Origin of the sequence: Haliscomenobacter sp., assembly GCF_965225875.1 — a bacterium.
Taxonomy (GTDB): domain Bacteria; phylum Bacteroidota; class Bacteroidia; order Chitinophagales; family Saprospiraceae; genus Haliscomenobacter.
In genome coordinates this window covers 2,812,791-2,837,685 of record NZ_CBDDBS010000003.1, presented here as the reverse complement: position 1 = coordinate 2,837,685, position 24,895 = coordinate 2,812,791, and the positions used below count along the sequence as shown (strand labels likewise).

The following is a 24,895-nucleotide window of genomic DNA, read 5'->3' as shown; positions in this document are numbered from 1 at the left end:
GCTATAGAAGCGAGTCCAGGCAGTTAATCCTCCTTCTGATCCGAACGTTTTTCCAGTTCATACAAACGTTTGGCCAAATCCGGGAGTTGCTTAAATATGGTATATGCGCGAATAAACTGATGGTAGTCAATAGCCGGGTACCCAAACAATGCTTGATTGGGCTCTTTGACGTTGGATGCCACTCCACTTTTGCCCTGAACCCTGGTGCCATCGGCAACTTTTAGATGCCCTGCAACGGCAACCTGGCCACCAATCTGGCAATTTTTTCCAATTTTGGTACTTCCTGCCACCCCCGCCTGAGCGGCAATGACTGTATTTTCACCAATCTCTACATTGTGGGCAATTTGCACCAGGTTATCCAATTTGACCCCTTTATGGAGGATGGTAGAACCAATTGAAGCCCGATCTACGGTAGAATTGGCACCAATTTCTACTTCATTTTTAATCACTACATTGCCTACGTGATGGATTTTTTTGTATGTACCATCTTCCTGAGGGGCATACCCAAAGCCATCGGCACCAATCACTACGCCAGGATAAAAAATGCAATTATCCCCGATTTCTGAGCCATGCAGGATTTTTACACCGGAATGGAGTTGGCAATTGTCGCCAATTTTGACCCCCTTGCCAATAAAGACATGGGAATCAATCCGTACGTTGTCACCAATGACGACGTCCTCTTCAATGACCACAAACGGGCCGATGGAAATGTTTTGGCCAAAACTGGTGTTTGAGCCGATTAAACTTTGAGGATGGATTCCGTTTGATTTGGTTTGGACTGCGCCAAATTTTTCCAACAATAGTGCAATACTGGCGTAGACGTCATCTACCCGAATCAAGGTAGCTTTGATGGGGGATTTGAGTTGATAATCCCGATTAATTAGCACAGCACTGGCGGTGGTAGTGTACAGGTAAGACTCGTATTTGGCATTACCTAAAAAAGTAATGGCCCCTTCACCTCCTTCTTCAATTTTACCAGGACGGTTGACCCTAACCTCAGGGTCTCCTTCGATCGTTCCGTTCAGTACGTGAGCTAAATCCTTTACTGTAATTTCCATGGCCGCAAAGATAGAAATTTATCGTTTATCCGTTCATCCCATAAACAATCATAAGTTTTCTATCTTTGTTCGCAAAAAATATTTTCCATTGGACCGTATCATACGTATAGGCACCCGCGGCAGCAAGTTGGCGCTGTGGCAAGCCGAATTCACTCAGGATAAACTGCGCCAGGCTGGTTATGATTCCGAACTGGTGATCATCAAAACCACTGGTGACAACACCCAGGCCCTCAATTTGAGTTTCGACAAAATTGAAGGCAAGGGCTTTTTTACCAAAGAAATTGAAGATGCCCTCCTGCGGGGAGATGTGGACATGGCGGTGCATTCCATGAAGGACATGCCGACCAGCTCTCCCGATGGCTTGGTACTCACTGCGGTTTCTTACCGCGAAGATCCTGCCGATTGGCTGCTGGTTCGCAAAGAAAGCATCGAGGCTGGTCAACTGTTTCGATTGAAACAAAATCCGGTAGTTGGTACTTCTTCAGCGCGCCGTAAGGCCCAAATTCTGGATTTGCGCCCCGATGCCCAACTCAAAGACATTCGTGGAAACGTGCCTACGCGGGTCGATAAATTGATGCAAGGCGAATTTGACGCGATCATGCTGGCCGCTGCCGGATTGAGTCGCCTGGAATTGGACTTGTCCGGGGTAGAAGTGATCAAATTTGATCCCCGCGAATTTATTCCGGCACCAGCGCAAGGGGTTTTGGCTTACCAAACCTGCACCGAAGACAAAGCGATGCGCAAGGTGTTGCAACACTTGCACCATGCTGAAGTAAGTACAGTCACCAATGTTGAACGCCGCATCCTGCAATTGATGGAAGGTGGCTGCCAAATGCCACTGGGGATTTACTGTGAACAGGATAAAGCGGGCAACTTCCACGTTTGGGCAGCCAAAGCGGATGCCTGGAACGGACCCGTAAAAAAGGTGCGGATGTCGTCGAGTACGAGTTATATGCTGGCTGAAAAAGTGGCGGAGGAATTGAAGAAATAGGTTTTAAATAATCTGAAAATCAAATATTTGCGCACAAATCTAGAGCCCCTCCCCGAAGGTTTCAAACCTTCGGGGAGGTAAAGCAGCGAAACAGTGCTTTGCTTGACCGCCCCGAAAGTCTGAAACTTTCGGGGCGGAGCCTCAGATCATGCATACTCCTGAAATCTCGGAACCTTGTTACCACCATGCTCATCTTCATCTCCCGCGAGTTAAGCGCAGACAGTCCCTTCTTCCACATTTTGCCCCAGGATCAAGTTGAGGTCATCGGCGAATCGCTGGTGGCGTTTGATAGAGTACCGGTCGCGGAACTGCCGGAAATAGACTGGTGTTTTTTTTCCAGCCGAAATGCGGTCAAGTTTTTTTTTCAGGCGCTAAAAGCTGCTGGATTGCTCACACCCGCCGGATTAAAATGGGGAGTACTGGGTGAAGGCACCGCCAAAAGCCTGAAAGAGCATGGCTACGTAGCTGATTTTGCGGGCAATGGCGAACCCCAAAGTGTGGGAGCTGCCTTTGGCATCGTAGCAGCTGGGCAACGCGTTTTGTTTCCTCGCGCAGCTCAATCGCGGGAGAGCATCCAAAAAATACTGATTGGACTTGTAACCATTGTGGATTTGGTGGTTTATACTAATGCGCCACGGACGGATTTTGAATTGCCAAGTGCAGACTTGTTGGTATTTACCAGCCCACTCAATGCGCAGGCTTATTTTGCAAAGTACCCTTTGTTGAAAGGGCAAAAGGTGGTATCCATCGGGCAAAGTACGGAGCAGGCCTTGCGCAATTTAGGTTGCGTGGAAATAATCACTGCTCCTATCCCTTCAGAAGAAGTACTGGCCGAAATTTGTAAAACTCAATTGGCATTATGAACAGCAAATTCAATCTGCTTTTTTGCACTGTAGCGATCCTGTTTTTGGCACTGGGTTGCCGATCAAAGAAGACCGACTACAGCGATTTTAACCAATTTTACGACCAATTCTTCCAGGACTCGCTTTTTCAGGTACAACACATTAACTTTCCCATTGAGGGTTTGCCGGATAACGCTGCTATTTTGGGGGATTCCATTCGTAATTTTCGGTGGACTGCTGAAAATTGGCGCATGCATCGTCCGATTGATTTTGAAAGGACAAAATTTGAACAAAATTTCCAAACTTTGGGTGATGAATTGATCATAGAAAACATCATTGATCCTACGGCTGGTTATGGAATGGTGCGGCGCTGGGCAAAAATTGGTGGTGAATGGTCTTTGATTTATTATGTTGGCCTAAACCCTGTTCAAGAAAACCAGTAGAGACGTAGGATCCTACGTCTCTACCAAACATCAGACCCATGTACAAGCACAGTACAGCGCCTTTTGGGGCCTTTACCAAACACATTTTGCGCAATGAAACAACGGGTCACCAACTGGTCCTTTTGCCTGAATATGGCGCCATTGTTCTTGACTTACAATTGCATGGGGTCTCCCTTTTAGATACTTATCAGACGCCACAGGAAGTAATCAACAACAGCTGGGCTAAAAACACTGTTTTGTACCCCTTCCCCAATCGATTAAAAGACGGTGCTTACCACTGGGGCGGCCAGGATTATCATTTTTTTGCCAACGAATCGCACACCAACACGGCACTGCATGGTTTTGGCCAGGACAAGCCCATGAAAGTGACTTTTTTGGAATTGGATGAAACGACTGCTGCGATTACCTGCTTGTATACTGATTACGGCACTCATGATGGCTACCCCTTCCGCTTTGGTGTAGAAATGGCTTTTGTGCTCTCTGACGAAAATGGCTTTGAGCTGCAACTTACCCTGCGCAACCACGATGAACAGGCCATTCCGGCGGGTTTGGGCTGGCATCCTTACTTTGCACTCGGCCCCAAGGCAGATACTTACCATTTACAGATGCCAGAATGCCGCCTGGTAGGTAACAATGAACGCATGTTGCCTACTGGAAAAACTTATGAATACGATGATTTTAGCACCCCCCAGCCACTTGGGGTCACGGTATTGGACAACTGTTTTGAATTGCCCATCAAAGAGGGTCGTGCTGAAACCACGGTAAAGGGGGAAAAGGGTACCTTGCATTATTGGCAGGAGACGGGTGCGGGCAAGTACAACTTCCTGCAAGTGTTTATTCCACCCTTGCGCCATTGTATTGCGCTGGAACCAATGACCTGTGCTCCTGATGCTTTTAATAATGGCATGGGTTTGGCAAAACTGGAACCAGGGGAGAAACTAAGTGGGAAGTTTGGTGTTTGGTTTGAAAAACAAGTGTAAAACAAAAAAAGCATATGCGACAAATCCGCGCCATTGAAGTACTGCTCATCGAAGTGATTTTTTACCTTGGGCTATGGCTGCTCAACGACTATGTGGCCATGTACCTCAGCCTGATCTTTGGCAGCATTTGTTTGTTCATTCTGCTGTTTACTGGGATCGCGGAGTTGCTGGAGCGCTCCAAAGTGTCAAGGAAGTATTTTTGGTTTATGGCCATGTCGGCCTTGGCGCCAGTGGTGGCAGCGGTGATTTTCTTTTTGTTGGGAGGGGAGATGACGTGGAATAAGTTGTGAAAGGATTTATAGGCTCACATTTTTGTATAAGACTCAGCGGAGATCAATTGCCACGTGCTTTAGCGCGTGGATTATTGAGATTTGGTTAAAATGGACTTTAGTCCCGGCAAAAAATTGGAATTAGGGCTGAAGCCCAAAAAATGCTTGATCTTTCTTCCACGCGCTAAAGCACGTGGCAATTGAAAGCCTCTGCGCTCAAAATATCTAGCAGTGTGCCGACTTTATCGACAATATTTCTTGATCAAGTCATAAGCCTCTACAACACCTAGTTCACTAGCTTTTCTCCAGTCTGTGCAAGCTGCTTCGAGGTTATTTGTATTCTTATAAAGGAAGCCACGATTCCAATAAGCGTCAAGGCTTTTAGGGTTAATTTCGATAGCTTTGTTGAGGTCTTGCATTGCTCCTTCCTTATCGCCCAAATATTGCTTTAATAAACCACGATTATTGTAAGCTTTATCCATATTGGGATCAAGGTCGATGGCTTTGTTATAGTCTTGCATTGCTCCTTGTTGATCACCTAGCTCTTCCTTTAGAGTGCCAAGATTATAATAGGTATCCCTATGATTAGAGTTAATTTTCATAGCTTTATTGTAATCTTGCATTGCTCCTTGTTGATCACTTAAATTTTGCTTTAATAAACCACGATTATTGTAGGCTGTATAATAATTAGGATTAAGTTCGATAGCTTTGTTGAGGTCTTGCATTGCGCCTTGTTTATCACCTAAAGCTTTTCTTAGACTAGCGCGGTTGTTATAAGCTACATAATAATTAGGATCAAGCTCGATAGCTTTGTTGTAATCCTGTATTGCACCTTGTAGGTCGCCTTCCCTCTCTTTTTTAAGAGCAGATAGAGTTAATTCTTCTAATTTCTCTGCGGTAATTTGACAAGCAAAAACGAAAAAGAGGCCAAAAATAATGGTGAGGTTAAATTTCCGCAACATGGTCTTTAGTTTGATTTCATCCGAAGGTACCAATTTGTATGATTTTTAGTCGCAGCCATGGTAAAATTTAATATCAAGCAAAAGCCTTCTCAAAGTCTCGTAGGGATGCGATATCGGCATCCTTCTAGACAAAATACCCATATTTCACCCCTAACGGGGCTTATCGCCATGTTCCATAACTTAACAGCCCTGCCCATATTTGGGTTTCCTTAACCCAGGAACCTTAGAACTTACTGTTACACCCCTACCGGTGCACTCAACGGAGCCACATACCGTCCCACATCCTCCGCACTGATCTCCTGTCCACCCAAAATCACCAATCTTTCCACCACATTCCGCAATTCCCGGATGTTCCCAGTCCAGTTCAGGGCTTGTAATTGGGTGATGGCTTCCTCGCTGATGCTTTTGATGGGCGTTCCGTATTCGGTGCACACGAGGTTGAGAAAGTGTTCTACCAGGAGCGGGATGTCTTCACGGCGGTCATTCAGTGAGGGTACATCGATGACTATTACGGCCAGGCGATGGTAGAGGTCTTCGCGAAAATTGCCCAGGGCGATTTCCTTGCGCAAATCCTTGTTGGTAGCGGCTACTACTCTTACGTTGACGGCAATTTCTTTTTCTCCGCCTACGCGAGTAACGCGGTTTTCTTGCAGGGCGCGCAGCACCTTGGCCTGGGCAGAAAGGCTCATGTCGCCAATTTCATCCAAGAAAAGGGTGCCATTGTTGGCTTGTTCAAATTTGCCCAACTTTTGTTTGTGCGCGGAAGTGAATGAGCCTTTTTCGTGGCCGAAAAGCTCACTTTCGATGAGCTCGGAAGGGATGGCGGCGCAGTTGACCTCCACGATGGGGCCACTGGCTCTTTGGCTGAGTTCGTGCATCCAGCGCGCCACGAGCTCTTTGCCCGTACCGTTGGGACCGGTAACCAGCACGCGGGCCTCAGTAGGCGCTACTCTTTGGATGGTATCTTTGATGAATTGAATGCGTTCGGAGTTGCCAATGATGTCCTGCACCTGGCGGCCAGCCACTTTGCGGCGCAAGGTTTTGGTTTCGGTGACCAGGTTGGACTTATCGAGGGCATTGCGCAGGGTGATGAGCAAGCGGTTGAGGTCGGGTGGCTTGCTGATGAAGTCGAAAGCGCCCCGTTTGACAGCCTCTACGGCGGTGTCGATGGTGGCGTGACCAGAGATCATGATTACTGGTGTATCGGGCACCAGTTCCTGCACCCGTTCGAGGGTTTCCATGCCATCCAGGTTGGGCATTTTGATGTCCATCAGGATGGCGTCGTAATTTTGCTCTTTGAGCTTGGCCAGGCAGTCAAGCCCATCGACTGCTTCGCTGACCTTGAATTTTTCAAATTCAAGAATCTCGCGTAAAGCCCGGCGGATGCTGGCCTCGTCGTCTACAATCAGTATTTGGGTCATTAGTGAGCTACTGGTTTTTGATCAAAAACGTTTTCAGTAGCTTTGTACGGATTTTAGGTAGAAAAGGTTACGCCAGCAAGCAAAAAAGTTGAGGAGGTTGAGAAAGTTGAGAAGGTTTAGGCTACCGCGAGCGATTTTGACAGGACTTTGTCTAAGTCGCTCGCGGTAGCCTAAACCTTCTCAACCCCTCAACCTCCTCAACTTTTAAGCTACTTTATCTGCGCAACTCGAACTTGCGAAAGCGTCAGGTTTGGCTTTGAACACAAAGCCCATCGACAGAATGTAGCCCATTGCCTCTTTTAAGGCAGTATTGGATTCGAAGAGCGGATCAGTGTTGATGTCCGCGTGTACTTCCAGCGCTACGTCGTACTTATCCAACAAGTCGCAGAGCCCGTAAGCCACTTCAATCGATTTGGAAACTTCAAAAATCATCCGCTCGCGTAAGCTCATTTTACGGTTTTCGCGGCTGTTTTGGATGAACATGAAACCGCCTTTTTTTTCCCGCAGGAAAACGATGACCGTTGCATACTCCACCGAACCGCCGCGTACTTGCGAATCGGAACCGATGCACACTTTCAGTTTGTGGCCCATTTCTTTTTCCCGGATGATCGTTTTTTCAACGGCATCCTTGATGGGAAGTTCGATTCGTTGACCATCTAATCTACGCCAACTCATGGTTTGTTGTTTTATTGGGTAATTTAGTAAATCATTGTGGGACAAATAGATTTGTGCCAAAATTTAATTCTCGCTTTACGCAGAATTAACAAATCTATTCTACTAAAGGTTACAGCTAAAGCAGGATTTTAGAGCAATTGGTTCCCGTCTTTTGATCTTTTTTCTTTATTTTGCTTTTTCAATCAAAAAATCAATGGAAGCGCAGCTTTTTGTCTATGGCACCTTGATGATCGGGGTAGAATCCAGAATGGCGGGTTTGTTGCAACGCAACAGTACCTGGTTGGGGGCCGCGTACATTCCGGGCGAGTTGTACGACCTGGGTCGTTACCCCGGTGCACAATGGATTCCGGGGCATCCAAGGAAGGTTTATGGGCAGGTATTTTCGTTGGAAGACCCTGATTTTTTGATGCCGTATCTGGACGAATACGAAGGCATCGACCCACAGTTTCCCGAGGCGGGAGAGTACGTACGCAAGCTGGTACCTGCAGTACTGGAAGACTCCGGGCAGACCATCGATACCTGGTTTTATCACTATAATTTTTCCACCGACCAATTGGTTCGCATCGAATCCGGCCGATATCTGGATTATTATCGGCAGCAGCCTGCGCATTTGGAGTTTATTCGGACTGGATAAAAAAAACGCCGTAGGCAAAAGGCCCACGGCGTTGGTATATTCAATGGTATGATCAGGTTTTAGGGATTTTATTTAGGCTTATTGGATGATCCACATTTTGCCAAAGAGGTCGTCGTTGGTAAAGCTTTGACGAGCAACAGCTGCCTCGACGTTGGCTTTATTGGTGACATACTCCGCGTTTGGATATTTGAAGCGGAGAGGGATTTTACCCTGGTTGCCAATCCCTACCCCAGTCAAGAAAGCGGGGATACCCGTACGACGCCAGTTGTAATAAGCTTCCATACCGGAATTTTGAGCCATGGCCAAATACTTCTGCTTCAAGATTTGAGCCAAACCATCGGCATTGTTGCCTACGTATTTTACCTTGGCTTGAGCCAGGTAGGCAGCGAAATCAACATTAATCGTGTAAGTGTTGAATTCACCCAACTTCGCACCTGACTTTTGGAAGTCGACATTGTTGGCACCAGCTTTCAAACCATAGAAATCCATGGATGCCTGGATGCCCTTTTTGTACCAGTCTTCCGCAACGCCAGTGGCCCAACCGCGGTTTAAACCTTCCGCGATGTTGAAACACATTTCCTGATAACCTACCTGAGTGACTGGCTCGCCAGTGTAAGTAACGTAATAGCGTTTGCGGCTGATCAGTGAATATTCACCTTTTTGAGCTTTAGTCGACATATCGTCCAAGTTCTCACCAGTGCTGGCACCTTCAAATGCGTCAAAAGAAGTAGGGCTTACTCCAGCCTTTACTTTAGCTTCAGCAGGTTCCGCAACGAGGAACAAACGAGGATCCTGGAATTCTTTCAGCAGGTCGATGTACAATTTGGAGGTGTTTTCACGCAATGCGTCAAAACCATAGTTGTTCGGGTTCTTGCGGTAATAGAAGTTGGGAATAGACCCACTTGGAATAAATACCAGGTTGTCAGAATTTCCGGTAAAAATTGGAAATTTCGTAGGATTGCCCAACACTTCAGCAAAACGAGTCTTCAGCTTCAAATCAGCATCAGTTTCTTTTTTGCTCAAACTTACCAATACACGTAGTTTGTAACTATTGACCAGTTTTTGCCATTTGCTCAGGTCACCATTGTAGAACCAGTCACCTTCAGCTTTTTGACCACCTTTGGCAATCAAAGCAGCCAAATCGTTGTTGGCTTCGTCCAACCAGTTCAATACTTGTACATAAATTTCTTTCTGTGTATTGTACTTAGGCGCCTGGATGTCCAAACCTTGCAGGGCTTCGCTCAAAGGTAGATCACCCAGCTTTTGGGTCATGTTTACGAAATGGTAAGCACGGAAAAATTTGCCCAAAGCGGAGTAGGGATTAACCGCAGGTGCACCAGCTTTCAGGGCTTCTTCTTCCATTTTGATCACGTTCTTCAAACGAGTGTAGTCCGTAGAAGCAGGGCCAGACCAATACTCATTGGTTCCGTAGTAATTGTAGTTGATGCACCAGTATTGGTTGTAGCGCTGTTCCAAAGTCCAGGCGTTTTCCCACATGTTGTTCAACACGCCATTGAGGATCAAGTTGGCAGGTGAACCAGTAGCGCGGTTTGGATCGACGTCCAGATTTTCAAAATTGCAGCTGCTGAATACCATTGTAATGGCAAGCGCTGCTATGGCGAAAATTTTATTGAATTTCATTGCTTTTATTTTTTGGTGGGTTGTAGAGAGGCGATGTACCGCCTCTCTACCCAGAGAAAAATTAGAACGTAAAGTTGAGGTTTACCCCGTAACGCTTGGTTGTAGGGGTATCGAAGTCAGAAGAGCCCTGACGACCGATGTAACGGTTCAAGTCGAGGTCGTTCTTCTCGGCGAAGTACAGCAGGTTACGAGCTACCAGCGAAACAGTCATCTGGTTGAAGAAGCTTCCTGATTTAATTGGAACATTGTACGTCAGGGTTACTTCACGCAGGTTGGCGAAAGAGCGGCTCATCAGGTTGAGTTCGTTCTCTTGATAGTAACGGCTGATGTAATCCTGCAAGAAAGTTTTGGTTTCATTGGGTTTGAAGGTCAACTCATTGTAGTTGATGATGTTGCCATTGATGTCCGTTTTAATGGTACCGCTAGCCACCTGAACACCTTCGCCCAACCAGGTCTTGTTGCCCTTGGTATCTTCCAAACGAGCCACACCCATGGCACCCTGAGTCGTTTCGATGTGACGACCACCACGGAACAATTGACGCTGCAGGTAGTTGGCAATTACCCCACCCTGACGACCGTCAAACTGAATCTGCAAGGTCCAATTCTTGTAAGAGAAGCGGTTGATGAAACTCCATACGAAGTTTGGATCAAGGTAGCCCAGGAACTTTTGAGCAGCAGAGTTCACGGTGCTCAAACGGATTGGGCGACCACCGGCGTCGTTGATGATTTGACCATCCTGAGTAAAGAGGTAACCATTTGACCAGAATTCATCTACGCGACGACCCACTTGCCGAGAAAATTGATCCAACTGGGTTACGTTCACCCCATTTTCCGTGTAAAACTCTTCATAACGCTCGCGCAAAGTAGAGAAGTTGATCATTGGCATCCATTTCAAACCATTGCTGTTTTTGAATGGGTCGGCACTAACCATAATCTCTACCCCTTTACGGCGGGTAACGATCCCGTTAACCAACTGTGCAGTATAACCAGTAGCTTCTGAGATTGGACGAGCAAATGTTAGAGGGCCTTCTTTGATGTTAAAATAAGTAGCCTCTACATTGATTTTGTTTCTGAACAAAGCAAAGTCAATGCCCAATTCCAACTCACTCCGAGAGTTACGCTTTAGGTTTCTATTGCCCAATTGATTGGTGTAAGTGGCTGCTGGAACGTTGTTGTAACCTAAATTAGTACCGTAAACTTCAGCGTTGGAGTAGCTTGGTCCATTGTATACAGATGAGTATGAATCGCCATAACTCAGTGGATTTGAACCTGATGTGCCACCACTAGCTGGGCCAATGGTACCTTGAGTCAAACCATCCTTAACGTTAGCATAAGCAGCACGCAATTTCAACATCGATACCGGGCCAAGATTCACATACTCGGTAACGATAGAGTTCAAACCTACAGATGGGTAATAGAAAGTTTGGTTTTCCGCAGGCAAAGTAGAGATGCGGTCAACCCGGCCAGTGTGGCTGAGGGTCAGGTATTTGTTCAGGGTAACGTCAGTGGAGTAAAATCCAGACATCACCAACATGTTGGAATTGAAGCTGAAAGCGCGAACTGGGTTAGCAGAGTTAGAGAAGGAGTATACCCCAGGAGTAATCAGGTAATCGGTAGTGGCATAGTTGGAAACGTAGCCGAAAGTACGGACGGTACCACCTGCCAATGCATTTACGCGGATTTTGCTGATTGTCTTGCTGAAGTCCAGGAGTACATCGGTGTTGTTTTCAAACAAAGAACGACGGTCTTCGCGGTAATCGCCTCTGCGTTCGTCGCGGCTGTAAGAGCCAGCCGAATAAGGCATCTTTTCCGTGCGGATGATGTCGTAGCTGTTGATACCGTTCCGTGCAATCAATTTCAGTTCAGGAGTGATTTTGTAAGACAAAGACACGTAACCATAGGCATTGTTGTTTCTGTGGCCACGCAACCAGTAGTTCGACATCAACCAAGGGTTGTTGTAACGCTGGTATTCGGCATAAATCTGCTGGATACCTTCTTTACCTTCTTGCCATACCTGCTTCATGTCATCAATGTCCCAGTCGGCACCCGCCCAGGTAGAGATGTTGTAGATGATGGAGTTAGGGCCGTAGTTGGTATCGTTGATGTTGTCGGTGTATTGACGGTTGAAGTTGATGTTCGCTTCAAAACGCAAGCGGTTGGTAAAGTTGTAACCAATGTTGGCGTTGAAGTTGGTAATGTTGATGTTAGTATTTGGAACAATCCCGGTTTGGTTGGTATGGCCCAAAGAGAAACGCAGATCCGAACGATCCGTTGAGCTGGAAACAGCTACGCTGTTGTTGAACAATAAACCAGGGCGCAGGAAGCGTGTCAGGTTGTCCTTGCCACGAGGAATCCAGGGCGTAGGAATACGTTTGCCAGTTACAGGATCAATTGGGCTGTCGTATTGAGGCAACAAACGACCATCGAGTGGTGGTCCCCATACGTCGTAGTCGTTGTCGTTTTTACCACCACCTCTACCGTCCACAAATTCGTAGATACCGTGGTCGCCAGGGCCATACAAGTCTTGCGTTTTTGGCAGAGAGTTGAAACCATTCTCCAACTGGGTCGTAGAGTTGAATTCTACCGCGAAGCCACGAGGATTTTTAGATCCACGTTTGGTGGTGATCAGGATCGCACCGTTGCGGCCACGGAAACCGTAGATGGCAGAAGCAGTTGCTCCTTTTAGTACTGTAAAGTTGTCGATATCATCGGTGTTGATGTTCCAGGTGTCAGAGTTGATTGGAACCCCATCTACTACGTATAAAAGGTCACCACTACCCCGCAATACTACATTGGGGCGGCGCAACATTTCACTGTTCAAACCTACAGTCAGACCTGCAACTTTACCCACCAAACCCGCCACATTGTTGGGTTCACGGGCTTTGATGAGTTCAGCTCCTTTTACAGATTGCTGAGAGGAAGTCAAAAAACGACGTTCTTTGGTTTGACCCAAACCAGTTACTGTAATTTCCGATAAACCAATCACATCGGCTTCTAGAGCGAGTTCTAAATTGCTGATTGAGCTAACGTCTACTTCTTTGGTTGCATAGCCGGTGTAGGAAATGACGATCATTTTTTCGTCATCAGCCAGTACCAGGCTGAACTTTCCATCAATGTCGGTTACAGTTCCTTTGACGGTGTTTTTCACAGATACGGAAGCGCCGATCAGGGCTTCACCTGATTTTTGGTCGGTCAGGGTTCCGGTGAGTGTACGCTGGGCATTGGCTTGTAGCGTAAGCAGGAAGCCAACTAGCAGACAAAAGCTGCGCAAAGCCATGAGCAAGCCTTGCTTTGGTAAAGTTAATTTCATAGGTTCAACTAATTAGATTAGGATGTTGGGCCATGGTGATTGTCGCCAGCATAGCCTTTTAGTCGGTGAACTGAATGCACAAAAGTCCAGATTGTGAGCGACTTAGATGGAAATACGAAATTAAATTTAGTTGAAGCTTTTGTAAAATAGGCGACAAAGGAGGCAAGCACGGATGGCCTATGAAAATCAAGGGTTTTTACTAATATTCAATTTTTTCGGCGTAGCTGAAGGTCTAAATATTTAACCCATATTTTTTATAGCGGATACTTTTTAGTAACATTTTTTTCAAAGTACAGCAGTCAGCCCATTGGTTGGCTGACTGCTGTAAGCCAGATGTTAAGGCAACACCCTCAAAATTCCCTGCATCACCAAATAATGCCCAGGATAGGTACATACAAACTGGTAATCTCCCGGCTTACTCGGTGCCACGAAATAGATGGTCTCCGTAGTGCCCGGTTCCAAAATTTTGGTATGGGCAAGTACCTCTGCCAGATTGGGCACATAATGTAGCTCTGGTCCCTTGAGGCCTAATCCCATGCCTTTTTCCCCAACCTTATTGGCCGTTCCTGGTATGGTGACCACCAGGTTGTGCTGCATGTCATCGTTGTTGTTGAACACCAGTTTGACTTTGCTGCCTGCTTTTACGGTCAACAGGTCCAGGTCAAATTTCAGGCCAGGTTTGGTACCGAGTGAAATGACCTGATCGGGCTGTCCCCAACTTGCGGGTTGCTCATTCAGGTTTTTACTCAGGGTGGTAGCGGAGCTAGTCGCTTTTGGCTCTTTTTTCCCCTTTTTGCCTTTGGCAGCAGGCACATCAGGAGTCTTCATGGCCATGTGATCGTGGTTTATTGGAGCGGGTGTTACGGCAGCCACTACTTTTTGATCTGCGCTGAGACTTGCTTTTTCACCCACCGGAATGTTGTTCATGGTGTAATAAGCAAAATCGTGGAGTAGGGGAGTGCCATCCGCCGCTTTGAAGTTTTTCAATTTCACCTCATGGATATAGCCCTCGCGGATGCTGTCCAACACCACCCTTACTTTTAAACCATCTTCCGAAACGATCAGGCCACGCAGCGGGCAATTGCCCTGGTTGATGATGGGGCTGCCGTATTGGTGGTGGTACTCGTAATTGAAGGAAGTGAAACCGTAGTTGGCCGCGGTTTTGGCCAGGGTTTTATCAACAGGCAAAGTGAATTCTATTTCAAAACCATCGGGCCGGGCACTGATGTTTTTCATCTCGAAAGGTGTTTTGCCCGACCAGACCAGGCGCTGCAAGGCGTATTCCGCCTTACCTGTACTGGCCCAACCCCGGCTGGTCATACCGCCCCACATGGAGGCATCCGTACCCCAGCGCAAGCGCAGTAGCCCCGAAGCCCAACCTTCGCGGAAAGGATAACAAGCACCCTGGTATTTGCCATTCACCCGTTCGAGGGTCATGCGCATCACTTTGGAATGCCCCTGATCGGCTACAAAGTATTGGCCGCTGAAAGGACCAAAAGCGCCATTGGTATTGTCCTCAATGATGTCTGAAGTCGAAATGCCCATGAGGGTATGCGGAAACCACACGCAAGGCAACTTCATTTCCTTGATTGTTTTGGCAGCTTCGTACATGGTGCGGCCATCGTCAACTTTGGCCAAATCAGCTTTGGTCAAACGGAGGGGAGATTCGGGCTCTTTGGTCCAGTTCAAACCACCGGCATTGCCCGCAAAGTCGCCTTTTTCCAGATGGGTTACCCGGCCTGAACCTACCCAGTCACCCTGGTTTTCGGCATAAAATACTTCATCTTTGCCGTTGACCCAGAAACCAGCAGGCGAACGCAAACCCGTGGCAATGGGCTCCATTTTTCCATCGGGTTTGATTTTGAGCAACCAGCCGTGCCATTTGCCCAAACCATCGCCGTAACCAACCCAGGCCACATTGAGCGTAACGTACATGTCGCCCTTGCTGTCGAACACGGGGCCATAAGCATACTCGTGGTAGTTGCCACTGAGGTTGAAGCGATAAATGGGCTCAAATACATCTGCCCGACCGTCGCCATCGGTGTCGGTCATTTTGGTCAACTCGCCGCGCTGGGTGCAATACAAAGAGCCGTCTTTGTAAGCCAGGCCCAGCACCTCGTGCAAACCTTCGGCGTATAGCTGGTAATGGGGCTGGGTGCCGTTGATCATGTAGGGATTTTCAATCACCCAAATCTGGCCGCGGCGGGTAGCAACTGCCAGGCGACCGTCGGCCATAGGCGCCAAACCACCTACTTCCAGTTTAATGTCTTCGGGGATGGCTACGGTTTTGAGAAAGTAATAATCCTTCTCTGTAAGGGCTTTGCCGGATTGAGCAAAAATGCTCAATCCACTGAAGAGGCAAAGGGTGGATAAAAATATTTTGATGGATTGCATTGGTTTAACTTTTAGCTTGTTTAAGCTCTTAAAAAATCAAGGTGGAAACTACTTTAAGCTCTGCTTGATTGGACTCAAAAATCAATTCTTGCAGGCCCTGGTTGCTAATGATCTTGTAATTGCCTGGATCATTCACGCGCAGGTAGTAGCGTTGGCCATCAATGGAGTATAAGCCGTTACCTACGCTGCTGATGCTATTGCCCTGAGCCAGGCGGTAACTGAATTTTTTTCCTGTTGGATTTTTTACCACAGTCACTCTTTCCAGTCCAGGGGTATTGGCTGGTCTAAAACTTTCGCTGAAAGAGATGCCCTTGTATTGGTAATTAAAAGTGGGATAACGATCAGTTGATAATTGGTACCCTCGGTATTTCAGGTCATTTTGATCCAGTGTATCGGGTAACCCCTCCAACGCGAGCGGGCAACGCCCGGGCAATAGTTGTCCTACCCCCATAGCTGAAGCGGTTTGGGGCTCACCCCGTTCGTGCCACATGTCGGTGGCATTGGCAAAATCGCCACGCCAAACTTGCAACAAAGCTGCCTGATCAAGATCGTAGGCATAGTGGGTGCCTTTGGGATCACCGACCAGGATGACTTGGGTTTTTTTCTTTTTAAAATGTTGGAAAAAACAACGCAACAGGCTGGGCTCCTGGTTGGGTTCTACCTCTATCAGTGGCGCAGGTGGTGGATCGGGCAAGGAGTTGCGGGTATGGAGCGCAATAGGTTTGCCGTTGGTTTTTTGCAAACTCAATCCGGCAGCAGTTGGCCACCAACTGAAATTTTTCAAATAACTCACCTGAAAACTGTGCTCTCCGGCGCTCAAATTGGTCGTTGCAATAGATGGATCACCGACCCATTTCCAGTCACTAGGCAGTACTTCTTTGCCGTCTACACTCAATTTGCCAGAGCCGTAACGCTGCAAAATCCACTGGTAGTTACCGGCCTCCTTGATGTCAATTTTGCCGTTAAAAACCAGGGCCATTTTGTTGACGTTGTCGGCCAGAGTGTAATCGATGGCTGCAGCTTTGCCTTCGCGGGTCACTTTGGCGGTAGCCAGGGCATCAAAGTTTTCAAATTGGCCTTCGTAATATTTGTAAGTCAGCTCCCTGATCGGTGCTTCAAATTCGTTCAATAAGGCGTACTTGATGTTTCGGAAAGCGACGGGGCCGTGGTCGCCCTGGATGCGGAATGGAGCCTTGGCTACTTCTTCGGTCGAAGTGGCACCTCTGGTTACACCCAGCAAAATTACGTTCTCATGGATGGTGACGCCATTGAGGATAATTTTGCTGAATACGGCTGGCTTGACTTTGCGCCCCTGGGCATCAAACTGCGGCGCTTGAAAATGGACTTGTAATTTTTGCCAAAGCCCTGGTGCCAGTGCGGCATTGACTCGCGGCGCGTGACCTTCGTAGTTGGTCTGAGTCGCTTCGATCCAACGCGGATAAATGGCCCCCGCGTCCTGGTATTTGGGCCGGGCGACTCCCCAGGAATCAAAAAGTTGGATTTCGTACCGGCTTTGTAGATAGATGCCGGAGTTGGAACCCTGCGGCAGCATGAACTCGAGTTCGAGGTACATGTCACCGTGTTCCAGTTGGCTGTACAGGTCTGCTTCGGGTTTGTAGCGAAACTTGTCGCTGAAGTTGTCGAAGAGGACTCCGCTTCCCGGTTTGGAACTCAGCAATTTATTCTCGGTACTCCCACTGGTTTCACCCACAATTTGCCAGCAGGCGGCGGGAGATCGAAAACCGGAGAGGTCATTGAGAGGCAGATTGCTCAATTCGTAAAAGGCATTTTGAGCATGAATACTCAGCCCCAAGAGTAAAAAGAGAAATTGCAGGGCAATTCCGCAATGTTTTGGTTTGTAAATAGTCATTGATCTAATGTTTATATATCACAAAGGCGCTAAGGCCCTGTCTGCTTGGTGTCTTAGCGCCTTTGTGGCGAAATAGTATTGTACCTTTAAAACAACAAGCCTGCAATCGTCGCCGACATGTAACTGGCCAAAGTGCCACAAATGAGCGCTTTGAAGCCCAGCTTCGCCAGATCAGCCCTTCGCTCCGGTGCCAATTGCCCAATACCCCCCACCTGAATGGCAATGGAACTAAAATTGGCAAAACCACACAATGCAAAACTGGTGATGGCGATGGTTTTAGGTTCAAGGTAATGTTTTATTTTAATCAAATCGAGGTAGGCTACAAATTCGTTGACCACTAATTTGGTGCCCATCAAGGAGCCAGCGGCGGTCAAGTCTTTAACCGGGACCCCCATCGCCCAGGCGAAAACGAAGAAAATTTTACCCATGATAAAATTGAAACTCAACTCTGGTAAGCCGACCATCATGCCAAATTTACCCAAAAATAAATCGAGTAAAGCAATCAAAGCGATGAAACCAATCAACATGGCGATCACGTTGAGGCCTACGCGTAAGCCGTCCCCTGCACCTCCTGCAATGGCATCGACGAGGTTGACATAAGCTTTTTCAACTTTTAACTTAACGGTACCCTGCGTCTCCGGTTCTTCGGTTTCCGGGTATACTATTTTTGAAATCACCAAAGCCCCCGGCGCAGCCATGATGCTGGCGGCAAGCAGGTACTCAGGCGGCACCCCCAAAGCGATATAAGTAGCCATCACTCCCCCGGCAATACAGGCAAAACTGCCCGTCATGGAAGACATCAGCTCGGAGTTAGTCATGGTTTTTAGATAAGGTTTGATCATGATTTGGGCCTCCACCTGACCGACAAAGGTACTGGCTACGTTGGAGATGGCTTCGGCACCACTCACACCGAGTAGCCATTTCATACCCACGGCCATAACCGATACCACCCGTTGCATGAGGCCGATGTGGTACATGATGTTCACCAGAACGGCAACAAAAATGATGGTGGGAATCACTTTGAAGAAAAAGATAAAACTGTTTGCTGGCCCCAACACTTCATCCAATAAACCTTTATTGACCAAGGGGCCAAATACAAAATCGGCGCCTTTGTCGGCCATTTCCAACAAACGCTGGATTTTGGCCCCCAACCAGGCAAACGCACTTTTACCCACACTGGTTTTTAGAATAAACAAGGCCAAACCAAACTGCAACAACAATCCTACGCCAACTGTACGATAATTGATCGCTTTCCGATTGTTGGAAAGCAAAAACGCAATTCCCAGAATCAGAACTATTCCAATCAGTCCTATAAACCGCTCCATAAACATATTTTAGTTAGAGCAGAAAGGTAATAGATTGTTCTGGTGATTTGGATACTGCCCGAGATTTTTTGGTTTTTGACCATTAAATTCATACCTATTCCGGCTTTGCCCGGATGAATGCTTTTAAAATATGAATCGTTAAATCAGCGTTAAATGATGGAATGAAAGCCAAGGGAGAAAAAAACTACTGGAAAGAGTTTATAAGTAGCTTTCAAATGTACACTCATGCGATCACGACTGTTACTGTTCTTGTTGTTTTTGGGCATTTATACCTCAGTTACGGCTCAATTGATGCCCCGGTCCCCGGTTCCAGCCCCGTCTGCTCCGGCTCTCACTCCTAAAACCACCACTCAAGTTCAATTCATGCAGATGGAAATGGGCGACACCATTTACCTGCTGAAGAAATATTTCCTTTGTTTGTTGCGGAGGGGACCCGTCCGCAATTTGAGCCAAAAAGAAACGGAAACCCTGAGCCGATTCCACCAGGATCACCTCAAATGGTTGGGGGACAACAAAAAACTTTGCATGGCTGGTCTGATGGAAGGTGAGGGCGATATGCGCGAAATGCTCATTTTGTCGGCAGCTTCACAAGAGGAAGCCGAGCATCTGATCTGGCAGGATCCGGCAGTACGGGCGGGTAGGTTTACGGTGGAGGTGTTGCCGTGGTGGGGACCAGTGGGGAGCAAGTTGTGGTAAAGGAATTTGGCACTTTTAGACCTGCTCTAAAAGTTATGAATGCCGAAATGTCCTGTTTCCAGAGGGTTTTATTATATTTGACATGCTTAATAATTAAACCCAAGAAACATGGACACCTCCCTTTTCACCAGTATCTTCAGCGAAGACCGCTCATTAGAAGACGAAAGCATCACCCTGTCCTCGGGAAAATCCGCAACGCTTTCTGAACTAGCTACCTTATCTACCCGAGAATTGCTCAACGAATTCCGAAAAAGCAAGAATGCTGAGCAAAAGCAGATTCTGCTGGATTTGATCCAGGAGAAAAACCCGCACATCTCGCATTTAGGCAAAATTTACACCCTTGATGAGCCTGCTCAACTGCTGCGCAGTTTGCCTTCTACCGATACTCAGGACAATATATTTGTACCCTTGCCGAGTGTTCTAGGTAAAAACTTTGCCTTGCTTCCGACCATTTTGCCCAAAGGTGCCACTTTGAAAATTCTAGCGGAAGATCAGCATTTCCAAAAAGGGAGGCCTTTGGTAGCGGTTGCCCAGGTTAAAATTGTTGGGGTCATTGCTGAACAGGATAAAAAATTGATCGGAAAAACGACCTGGACTACCCGATCCAATGTTTCCGCAAAAGCAGATGCCAAGGGCTTGTTCAAAATCATCAAACCATCTGCAAATTTTCGGGATGAACCAACTCTGGTGCCTGGAAGAACGCAGTTGCCAATCGGCTTAAAGGTTTACATTGATGTGGTAAAAATTGACAGTTTTATTCAAAGGAGAACCTATGGTTTCGCTGTTGATGCGACTACCCATGAAGAATATGGCTGGATACAGACCACTGCTTTGGTTGGCAAAATGGACATTGAAAGTTTTGCATTTCGGATGGCCCCTTATGATTCGATAGAAGCCAATCATCAAACGGTAGGCGGCCAGTCGGCGCTTGCTTTGGAACGTGCGGGACTTTATTTCGCAGTGCAAAAAGAAACCTTTGTTCAGCACACCAAAGTGAAGATTGTAAACAAAGCGGAGCATTTTGGAGGAAAAGGAAAAGCAAAAGTAGCTGAAATCCATAGTGTGGATGGCGTGCCACTAGGCTGGACGACCCTGGGCAATCTTTCGGCTCAGCCCGATCAAAATGGCTTTCACGAAATCACCGCAAATGACGCCAATGTCCGCAGTGCTCCCCTGCCGATTTATAAAGCAACAATGCAGGGAATTCGCCAAGGTGCGAAGGTGGAAATTAAGGAAATATTTGCAGGATTTTTTTGGGTCAAAGACGAACAGCCCCAAGAGATCACGATTTCCAAAATCGCTGAAAACGTCTGGATCGATTCAGCAAATTTGGTGAAAGGTTGGGCCGACTTTAAGGGCCCAAATGCCATGTGGCTGAGGGGAAATTACATCGGGCAGACGGCCATACTCGACGTGATAGGCGGAATTGAAGCGAATGGAAAACAAATCGCGATGAATGATGGACTTGGTGAAAAAATCGAGCAAATGCTCCGCGATGTGCGAGCAGAAAAGATCCCTTTAACCATCAATAGTGGGTTCCGCGATTTTAAAAAGCAAGAACAATTGAGAAGAGATCAGCCGGATAATGCAGCTGTAGCTGGTAGATCAGAACATCAAGCCGGCAGATCGGTAGATTTAAACAATAAAAGCAACGCGAAAGTATATGAATGGTTGAGACACAATGCCTGGAAGTATAGCCTGGTTCAAACTTACCCCTGGTTTGTGGGTACCGATGGAAGTGGAGGTGAAGGCCATCACTGGGATTACCGGCCTAATCTGGCCAAGGAGGGCTTCTACACCTACTTTATCAACCGATTCGACCCTGGTGTAACGTTTGGAGAAGAGGAAGGTCAAATCGACCCAAGGGTCAAATCAACTGAAATTTGGGTAACCGGAGACGAAAACGGATTTGGGAAAGGTAATTTCAGAATTATCGATAGTGTGACCAAGGAAAAGGTCCGATTGAGAAAAAACTGACCGCGATGCGAATGGTTCAATGTTTAGCTCTGCTTGCCTACTGCCTGTTTTCGTGCAACAATCCGCCAAAACAGCAACAGGAAACTACGATTGCTACCGATTCTACATCTCCTGATCGTAAGGAACAAGCCAAGCCCCAATCCAGACAGCTAAAAGATGGGATCTACTGTTTTAAAAACTTCAATTCACCAGGTTATGAATACCTCACATTCACTGTAGCTGCTGGCCGAATCTCCAATGGATCGGGCGATGGGCATTCCGAATCAGAAGAAGTAAGCTGGATTTTTTCTTTCAGTGGAGTTTTTGAAAAAGATGGAACCATCCGTGTGGAAGTGGAGGTAGAAAATGAAAGCGGCGTTCAAGCCCCTCGTTTGGAAACCTGGACTGTTGCCGACAATGGACTATTGTATGCAAACAGAGGAGAAAACAGGGTGGTCACCTTTAAAAAAGTTACCTGTGAGTAGGGATAATTAATAAGTGTGCATGACAAAATCGGGGCAATGTAAAAAGTAGCGGATGATGCCGGGTTGTAGAGACGCACGGCCGTGCGTCTCTACGGTGCGTCGCCCTGATTTTGTCATGCACTCAAAGAAGCTGTAGTTACTTCCTCACCACCGGGTACTTAATCCCCAACTGCTCCAGATAACTTCCATATTTCTTCTCATCGTAATAGAACTTCTCCAATTTCGGGCGGAATTCTTCCATAATCTCCGTATTCAGGTGCACGGCTGGTTTATCCGTTGGATTCACCATGGGGATGTACTGCTGTTTCATACCTTGTTCGGTGCGGAAGTATTCCCAGGCTTTGGTGATCAATTCTGGCTTGAGCAACAAATCCAGCAAGGTCATCGCCTCGGCTTTAGCACCAGCCACTACACCTTTATGCGCAATTGGGGTGGCCATAGCCACTGCGTTGGCCCAGTGGTGTCCCGGCAAACCAGGAATGTTGGAAGGATAGCTCAAGGTGATGGTGGGCAACTTCCAGGAAATGTCGCCAATATCGTCAGATCCACCGCTGACCGGGTTGCGCACGGGTTGGCCGAGGGTATCCAATTTGCTCGACATGCCGTTGGTATCCCGGGGTGATTTCACTTCCTTTTGAATGGCGCGAGCCAGGGTTTGGTCAGCTTCGGACCAGGTCGGCAAACCCACTTTCTTGATGTTCTCGTACATTGTTTCGGCGATCACCTGGTTGAAGTGACGGGGCCAGGCCGAGCCCAATACCCGCGAGGTCAATTTGGTATCAGTCATCAAGGCTGCACCTTCGGCAATGCGGTTGGCGCGTTTGTACAAGTCCATGATTTGGGGGTAGGTGATGTGCCGGAAATAAAACCAGATGCTCGCTTTGGATGGCACTACATTGGGTTGATCACCACCATTTTTGATCACGTGGTGCGAGCGATGCAGCGGATCCAGGTGCTCGCGGGAATATTGCCAGCCGATACTCATCAATTCTACGGCATCGAGTGCGCTGCGGCCACGCCAGGGCGCCATCGCGGCGTGGGCGGCTTCACCTTCAAATTCGTACTCTACCGACACCAGCCCTGTGCCAGACGCTTGTCCGTAGGATACCCCCAGATTACTACCCACGTGGGTAAAAATACAGGCGTCGACCTTGTCGAAATAGCCATCGCGGGTGAAAAAGGCTTTGGTGCCTACTAGTTCTTCAGCAACCCCAGGCCATAAAACCAGGGTACCTTGAATTTTTTCCCGGACCATAATTTCCTTGACGGTAATGGCCGCGATGATGTTGAGCGGGATCCCCGAATTGTGCCCTTCGCCATGCCCGGGGGCTCCTTCTACGATGGGATCGTGGTAAGCGACGCCCGGCTTTTGTGATGCCTTGGGGATACAATCCAAGTCGCTGCCGATGGCAATGACGGGTTTGCCGCTGCCCCAACTGGCCATCCAGGCCGTAGGTACTCCGGAAATGCCCGACTCGATGCTAAACCCATTTTCGCGCAAAATGCCCGTGAGGTACTTGGAGGTTTCCACTTCCTGAAAACCCAACTCGGCAAAACTAAACACCTTGTCAACCATGACTTGCGCCAGTTTAGCGCGGCTCTGCACTTTTTCGGCCACTTCTTTTTTGAGGGCTTCAATTTTTTCGGTGGTCAATTTGGATGTTTGGGCCAAGGCTCCACTCACCAAACTCAGGATGAGGAGCAATGTGTGTACTGTTTTTTTCATACTAATCCGGTTTGTATGGGCAACCCTTGGTGGTTGCCCTATTTGTAATATCAATCCTATCAATGGGTGCTAGCAGCCACGTAGGGCTGCTGCTACTTCGTCCAATATTTTGGTTTTGTCCTGGTGCGGAAAGCACTTTCTACACAGGGCCTGCACTCAAAGGGATTGGCGCTGATGGGGGTTGGCTCACAAGTAAATAATGTAGGTATGGTAAATTGGGCCGGAATACGATCAATGAACACCCCGGTTTCATAAATATCAGCTACCTCAAACAAGCCGTAAACCTGTTGTGTCGTGTCGCTCGTACAACTCATGTTTCCACGCACCGCCGCTGGGGCTGCATCAAATATACTACCATTATTGCTGGAAAGTTGATCTACGGTGCGCCAATAATTGTAGGCATCCCTGGAAATTGAACGCTGCTGGACTTCGATGTAATAATCTCGGGGACAATAAGGGATGGAGTGCAGAGGTTGTCGGGAAATGGTTCGACCATTGACCAAGGCATCAGATAAAACATTGGTACAGTTGAGGTAACAACGATGGATGTCCCAACATTCGGTCTCGCAACAAGCAATACCAATTCGAGTTGCCAAATTACCCCCAAAAGGAATTCCGTCAAAAGTAAGGCAAAAGCCCTGGCGTTCGTAATGCACCCAGGACCAGCGGTAGTAATCCCCCTTGGATGCGGGATCGTCGGTATCCAACAAGATTTTATACCCACTCAGCACCTGACCCATTACCGGGTCTTCGGAGATAATTGCTTCAGAATATATTTTTTTGATGGGAGGTGTCCCTTTTAATTTTTCTGGTTTTGAAGCAAAAGTTTGGTTGTCGCTGGTACTGATGTGCAACACGTATGTTTTGCCGATTTCCCCGACAAAATTCCGGTTTTGAGGCAAGTATATACCCGAGTTTTTGACGCTTTCAAAAAAAAACTGCCTTTGTCCCAACTCGTCTTCCACCCAAACCTGCGCATTGGTAACCGCATAGTACAAAGCACGAGTGGTAAAGGCTGCAGATTTGTACAACCGAATTTCCTGTAAACCCGGATAAGTAGTCAGGCTGGCATTAACCACCAGTCCTTGCAGCTCATCAGGGACCTCCACCTCTAAGGGGTTAACACAAGTACTTAGAACTGCGGCGAGGGACAGCAGCAAACACAGGGATTTCCATTTCCGTAGCTGGGCAGAAGCAGGATTTGGGATATTCATGGT

General features: G+C 47.5%; 20 protein-coding genes. 9 read left to right on the top strand and 11 right to left on the bottom strand.

From position 1 onward, the window contains the following. Positions 1–23: 23 nt before the first annotated feature. Positions 24–1,058, bottom strand: coding sequence for a UDP-3-O-(3-hydroxymyristoyl)glucosamine N-acyltransferase (lpxD, locus tag ACO08K_RS31335; protein WP_421800450.1), 1,035 nt, complete (start codon positions 1,056–1,058; stop codon positions 24–26). A gap of 88 nt (positions 1,059–1,146) precedes the next feature. Here lpxD and hemC point away from each other — a divergent pair, with 88 nt between their 5' ends. The 5 genes from hemC to ACO08K_RS31310 all read left to right on the top strand — a co-directional run bounded on the left by hemC (position 1,147) and on the right by ACO08K_RS31310 (position 4,604). Next, positions 1,147–2,049, top strand: coding sequence for a hydroxymethylbilane synthase (gene hemC, locus ACO08K_RS31330; protein WP_421800449.1), 903 nt, complete (start codon positions 1,147–1,149; stop codon positions 2,047–2,049). Positions 2,050–2,234: 185 nt separating this feature from the next. Then, a complete protein-coding gene (locus ACO08K_RS31325) occupies positions 2,235–2,912 on the top strand; it encodes a uroporphyrinogen-III synthase (RefSeq protein ID WP_421800448.1) in 678 nt (225 codons plus the stop codon). Further along, complete coding sequence (locus ACO08K_RS31320) at positions 2,909–3,334, top strand: hypothetical protein (RefSeq protein ID WP_421800447.1); 426 nt, start codon at positions 2,909–2,911, stop codon at positions 3,332–3,334. Before ACO08K_RS31325 ends, ACO08K_RS31320 begins: the two co-directional genes overlap by 4 nt. 38 nt (positions 3,335–3,372) lie before the next feature. Beyond that, positions 3,373–4,314: an aldose 1-epimerase gene (locus ACO08K_RS31315; protein ID WP_421800446.1), complete on the top strand. Its 942-nt coding sequence runs from the start codon at positions 3,373–3,375 to the stop codon at positions 4,312–4,314. Between the two features lie 14 nt (positions 4,315–4,328). Next, positions 4,329–4,604 (top strand): hypothetical protein, encoded by a 276-nt coding sequence (locus tag ACO08K_RS31310; RefSeq protein WP_421800445.1) that lies wholly within the window; start codon positions 4,329–4,331, stop codon positions 4,602–4,604. A gap of 221 nt (positions 4,605–4,825) precedes the next feature. Here the strand turns inward: ACO08K_RS31310 and ACO08K_RS31305 are convergent, their stop codons facing one another. The 3 genes from ACO08K_RS31305 to ACO08K_RS31295 all read right to left on the bottom strand — a co-directional run bounded on the left by ACO08K_RS31305 (position 4,826) and on the right by ACO08K_RS31295 (position 7,641). After that, entirely contained in the window at positions 4,826–5,545 is a 720-nt protein-coding gene (locus ACO08K_RS31305; RefSeq protein ID WP_421800444.1) for a tetratricopeptide repeat protein, read from the bottom strand. A gap of 236 nt (positions 5,546–5,781) precedes the next feature. After that, positions 5,782–6,966, bottom strand: a complete 1,185-nt coding sequence (locus ACO08K_RS31300) for a sigma-54-dependent transcriptional regulator (protein ID WP_421800443.1) — start codon at positions 6,964–6,966, stop codon at positions 5,782–5,784. A gap of 204 nt (positions 6,967–7,170) precedes the next feature. Beyond that, on the bottom strand, positions 7,171–7,641 hold the full coding sequence (locus tag ACO08K_RS31295) for a ribonuclease H-like YkuK family protein (RefSeq protein WP_421800442.1): 471 nt from the start codon (positions 7,639–7,641) through the stop codon (positions 7,171–7,173). 193 nt (positions 7,642–7,834) lie between these two features. Here ACO08K_RS31295 and ACO08K_RS31290 point away from each other — a divergent pair, with 193 nt between their 5' ends. Further along, entirely contained in the window at positions 7,835–8,275 is a 441-nt protein-coding gene (locus ACO08K_RS31290; protein ID WP_421800441.1) for a gamma-glutamylcyclotransferase family protein, read from the top strand. Positions 8,276–8,353: 78 nt separating this feature from the next. On the opposite strand, the gene ACO08K_RS31285 is transcribed toward ACO08K_RS31290, so the two are convergent. From ACO08K_RS31285 to ACO08K_RS31265, 5 genes are all read right to left on the bottom strand, one after another. Further along, positions 8,354–9,916 (bottom strand): SusD/RagB family nutrient-binding outer membrane lipoprotein, encoded by a 1,563-nt coding sequence (locus ACO08K_RS31285; RefSeq protein ID WP_421800440.1) that lies wholly within the window; start codon positions 9,914–9,916, stop codon positions 8,354–8,356. Positions 9,917–9,977: 61 nt separating this feature from the next. Beyond that, positions 9,978–13,226: a SusC/RagA family TonB-linked outer membrane protein gene (locus tag ACO08K_RS31280; RefSeq protein WP_421800439.1), complete on the bottom strand. Its 3,249-nt coding sequence runs from the start codon at positions 13,224–13,226 to the stop codon at positions 9,978–9,980. Positions 13,227–13,562: 336 nt separating this feature from the next. Continuing rightward, positions 13,563–15,620: a plastocyanin/azurin family copper-binding protein gene (locus ACO08K_RS31275; protein ID WP_421800438.1), complete on the bottom strand. Its 2,058-nt coding sequence runs from the start codon at positions 15,618–15,620 to the stop codon at positions 13,563–13,565. A gap of 28 nt (positions 15,621–15,648) precedes the next feature. Then, on the bottom strand, positions 15,649–17,490 hold the full coding sequence (locus tag ACO08K_RS31270) for a 3-keto-disaccharide hydrolase (protein ID WP_421800437.1): 1,842 nt from the start codon (positions 17,488–17,490) through the stop codon (positions 15,649–15,651). Between the two features lie 86 nt (positions 17,491–17,576). Then, positions 17,577–18,815: a NupC/NupG family nucleoside CNT transporter gene (locus tag ACO08K_RS31265; protein ID WP_421800436.1), complete on the bottom strand. Its 1,239-nt coding sequence runs from the start codon at positions 18,813–18,815 to the stop codon at positions 17,577–17,579. Positions 18,816–19,040: 225 nt separating this feature from the next. Between ACO08K_RS31265 and ACO08K_RS31260 the strand changes: the two genes are divergently transcribed. The 3 genes from ACO08K_RS31260 (at position 19,041) to ACO08K_RS31250 (ending at position 21,952) form a co-directional block, all read left to right on the top strand. Further along, positions 19,041–19,511 carry a YciI family protein gene (locus ACO08K_RS31260; protein ID WP_421800435.1) on the top strand — a complete coding sequence of 157 codons (471 nt, stop codon included), beginning with the start codon at positions 19,041–19,043 and terminating at the stop codon, positions 19,509–19,511. 108 nt (positions 19,512–19,619) lie between these two features. Beyond that, positions 19,620–21,488 carry a D-alanyl-D-alanine carboxypeptidase family protein gene (locus tag ACO08K_RS31255; protein WP_421800434.1) on the top strand — a complete coding sequence of 623 codons (1,869 nt, stop codon included), beginning with the start codon at positions 19,620–19,622 and terminating at the stop codon, positions 21,486–21,488. A gap of 11 nt (positions 21,489–21,499) precedes the next feature. Continuing rightward, positions 21,500–21,952, top strand: a complete 453-nt coding sequence (locus tag ACO08K_RS31250) for a hypothetical protein (RefSeq protein WP_421800433.1) — start codon at positions 21,500–21,502, stop codon at positions 21,950–21,952. A gap of 136 nt (positions 21,953–22,088) precedes the next feature. Here the strand turns inward: ACO08K_RS31250 and ACO08K_RS31245 are convergent, their stop codons facing one another. Then, a complete protein-coding gene (locus ACO08K_RS31245) occupies positions 22,089–23,678 on the bottom strand; it encodes an amidohydrolase (RefSeq protein WP_421800432.1) in 1,590 nt (529 codons plus the stop codon). A gap of 92 nt (positions 23,679–23,770) precedes the next feature. Continuing rightward, positions 23,771–24,892, bottom strand: a complete 1,122-nt coding sequence (locus tag ACO08K_RS31240; protein ID WP_421800431.1) for a DUF4249 domain-containing protein — start codon at positions 24,890–24,892, stop codon at positions 23,771–23,773. Between the last annotated feature and the right edge of the window lie 3 nt (positions 24,893–24,895).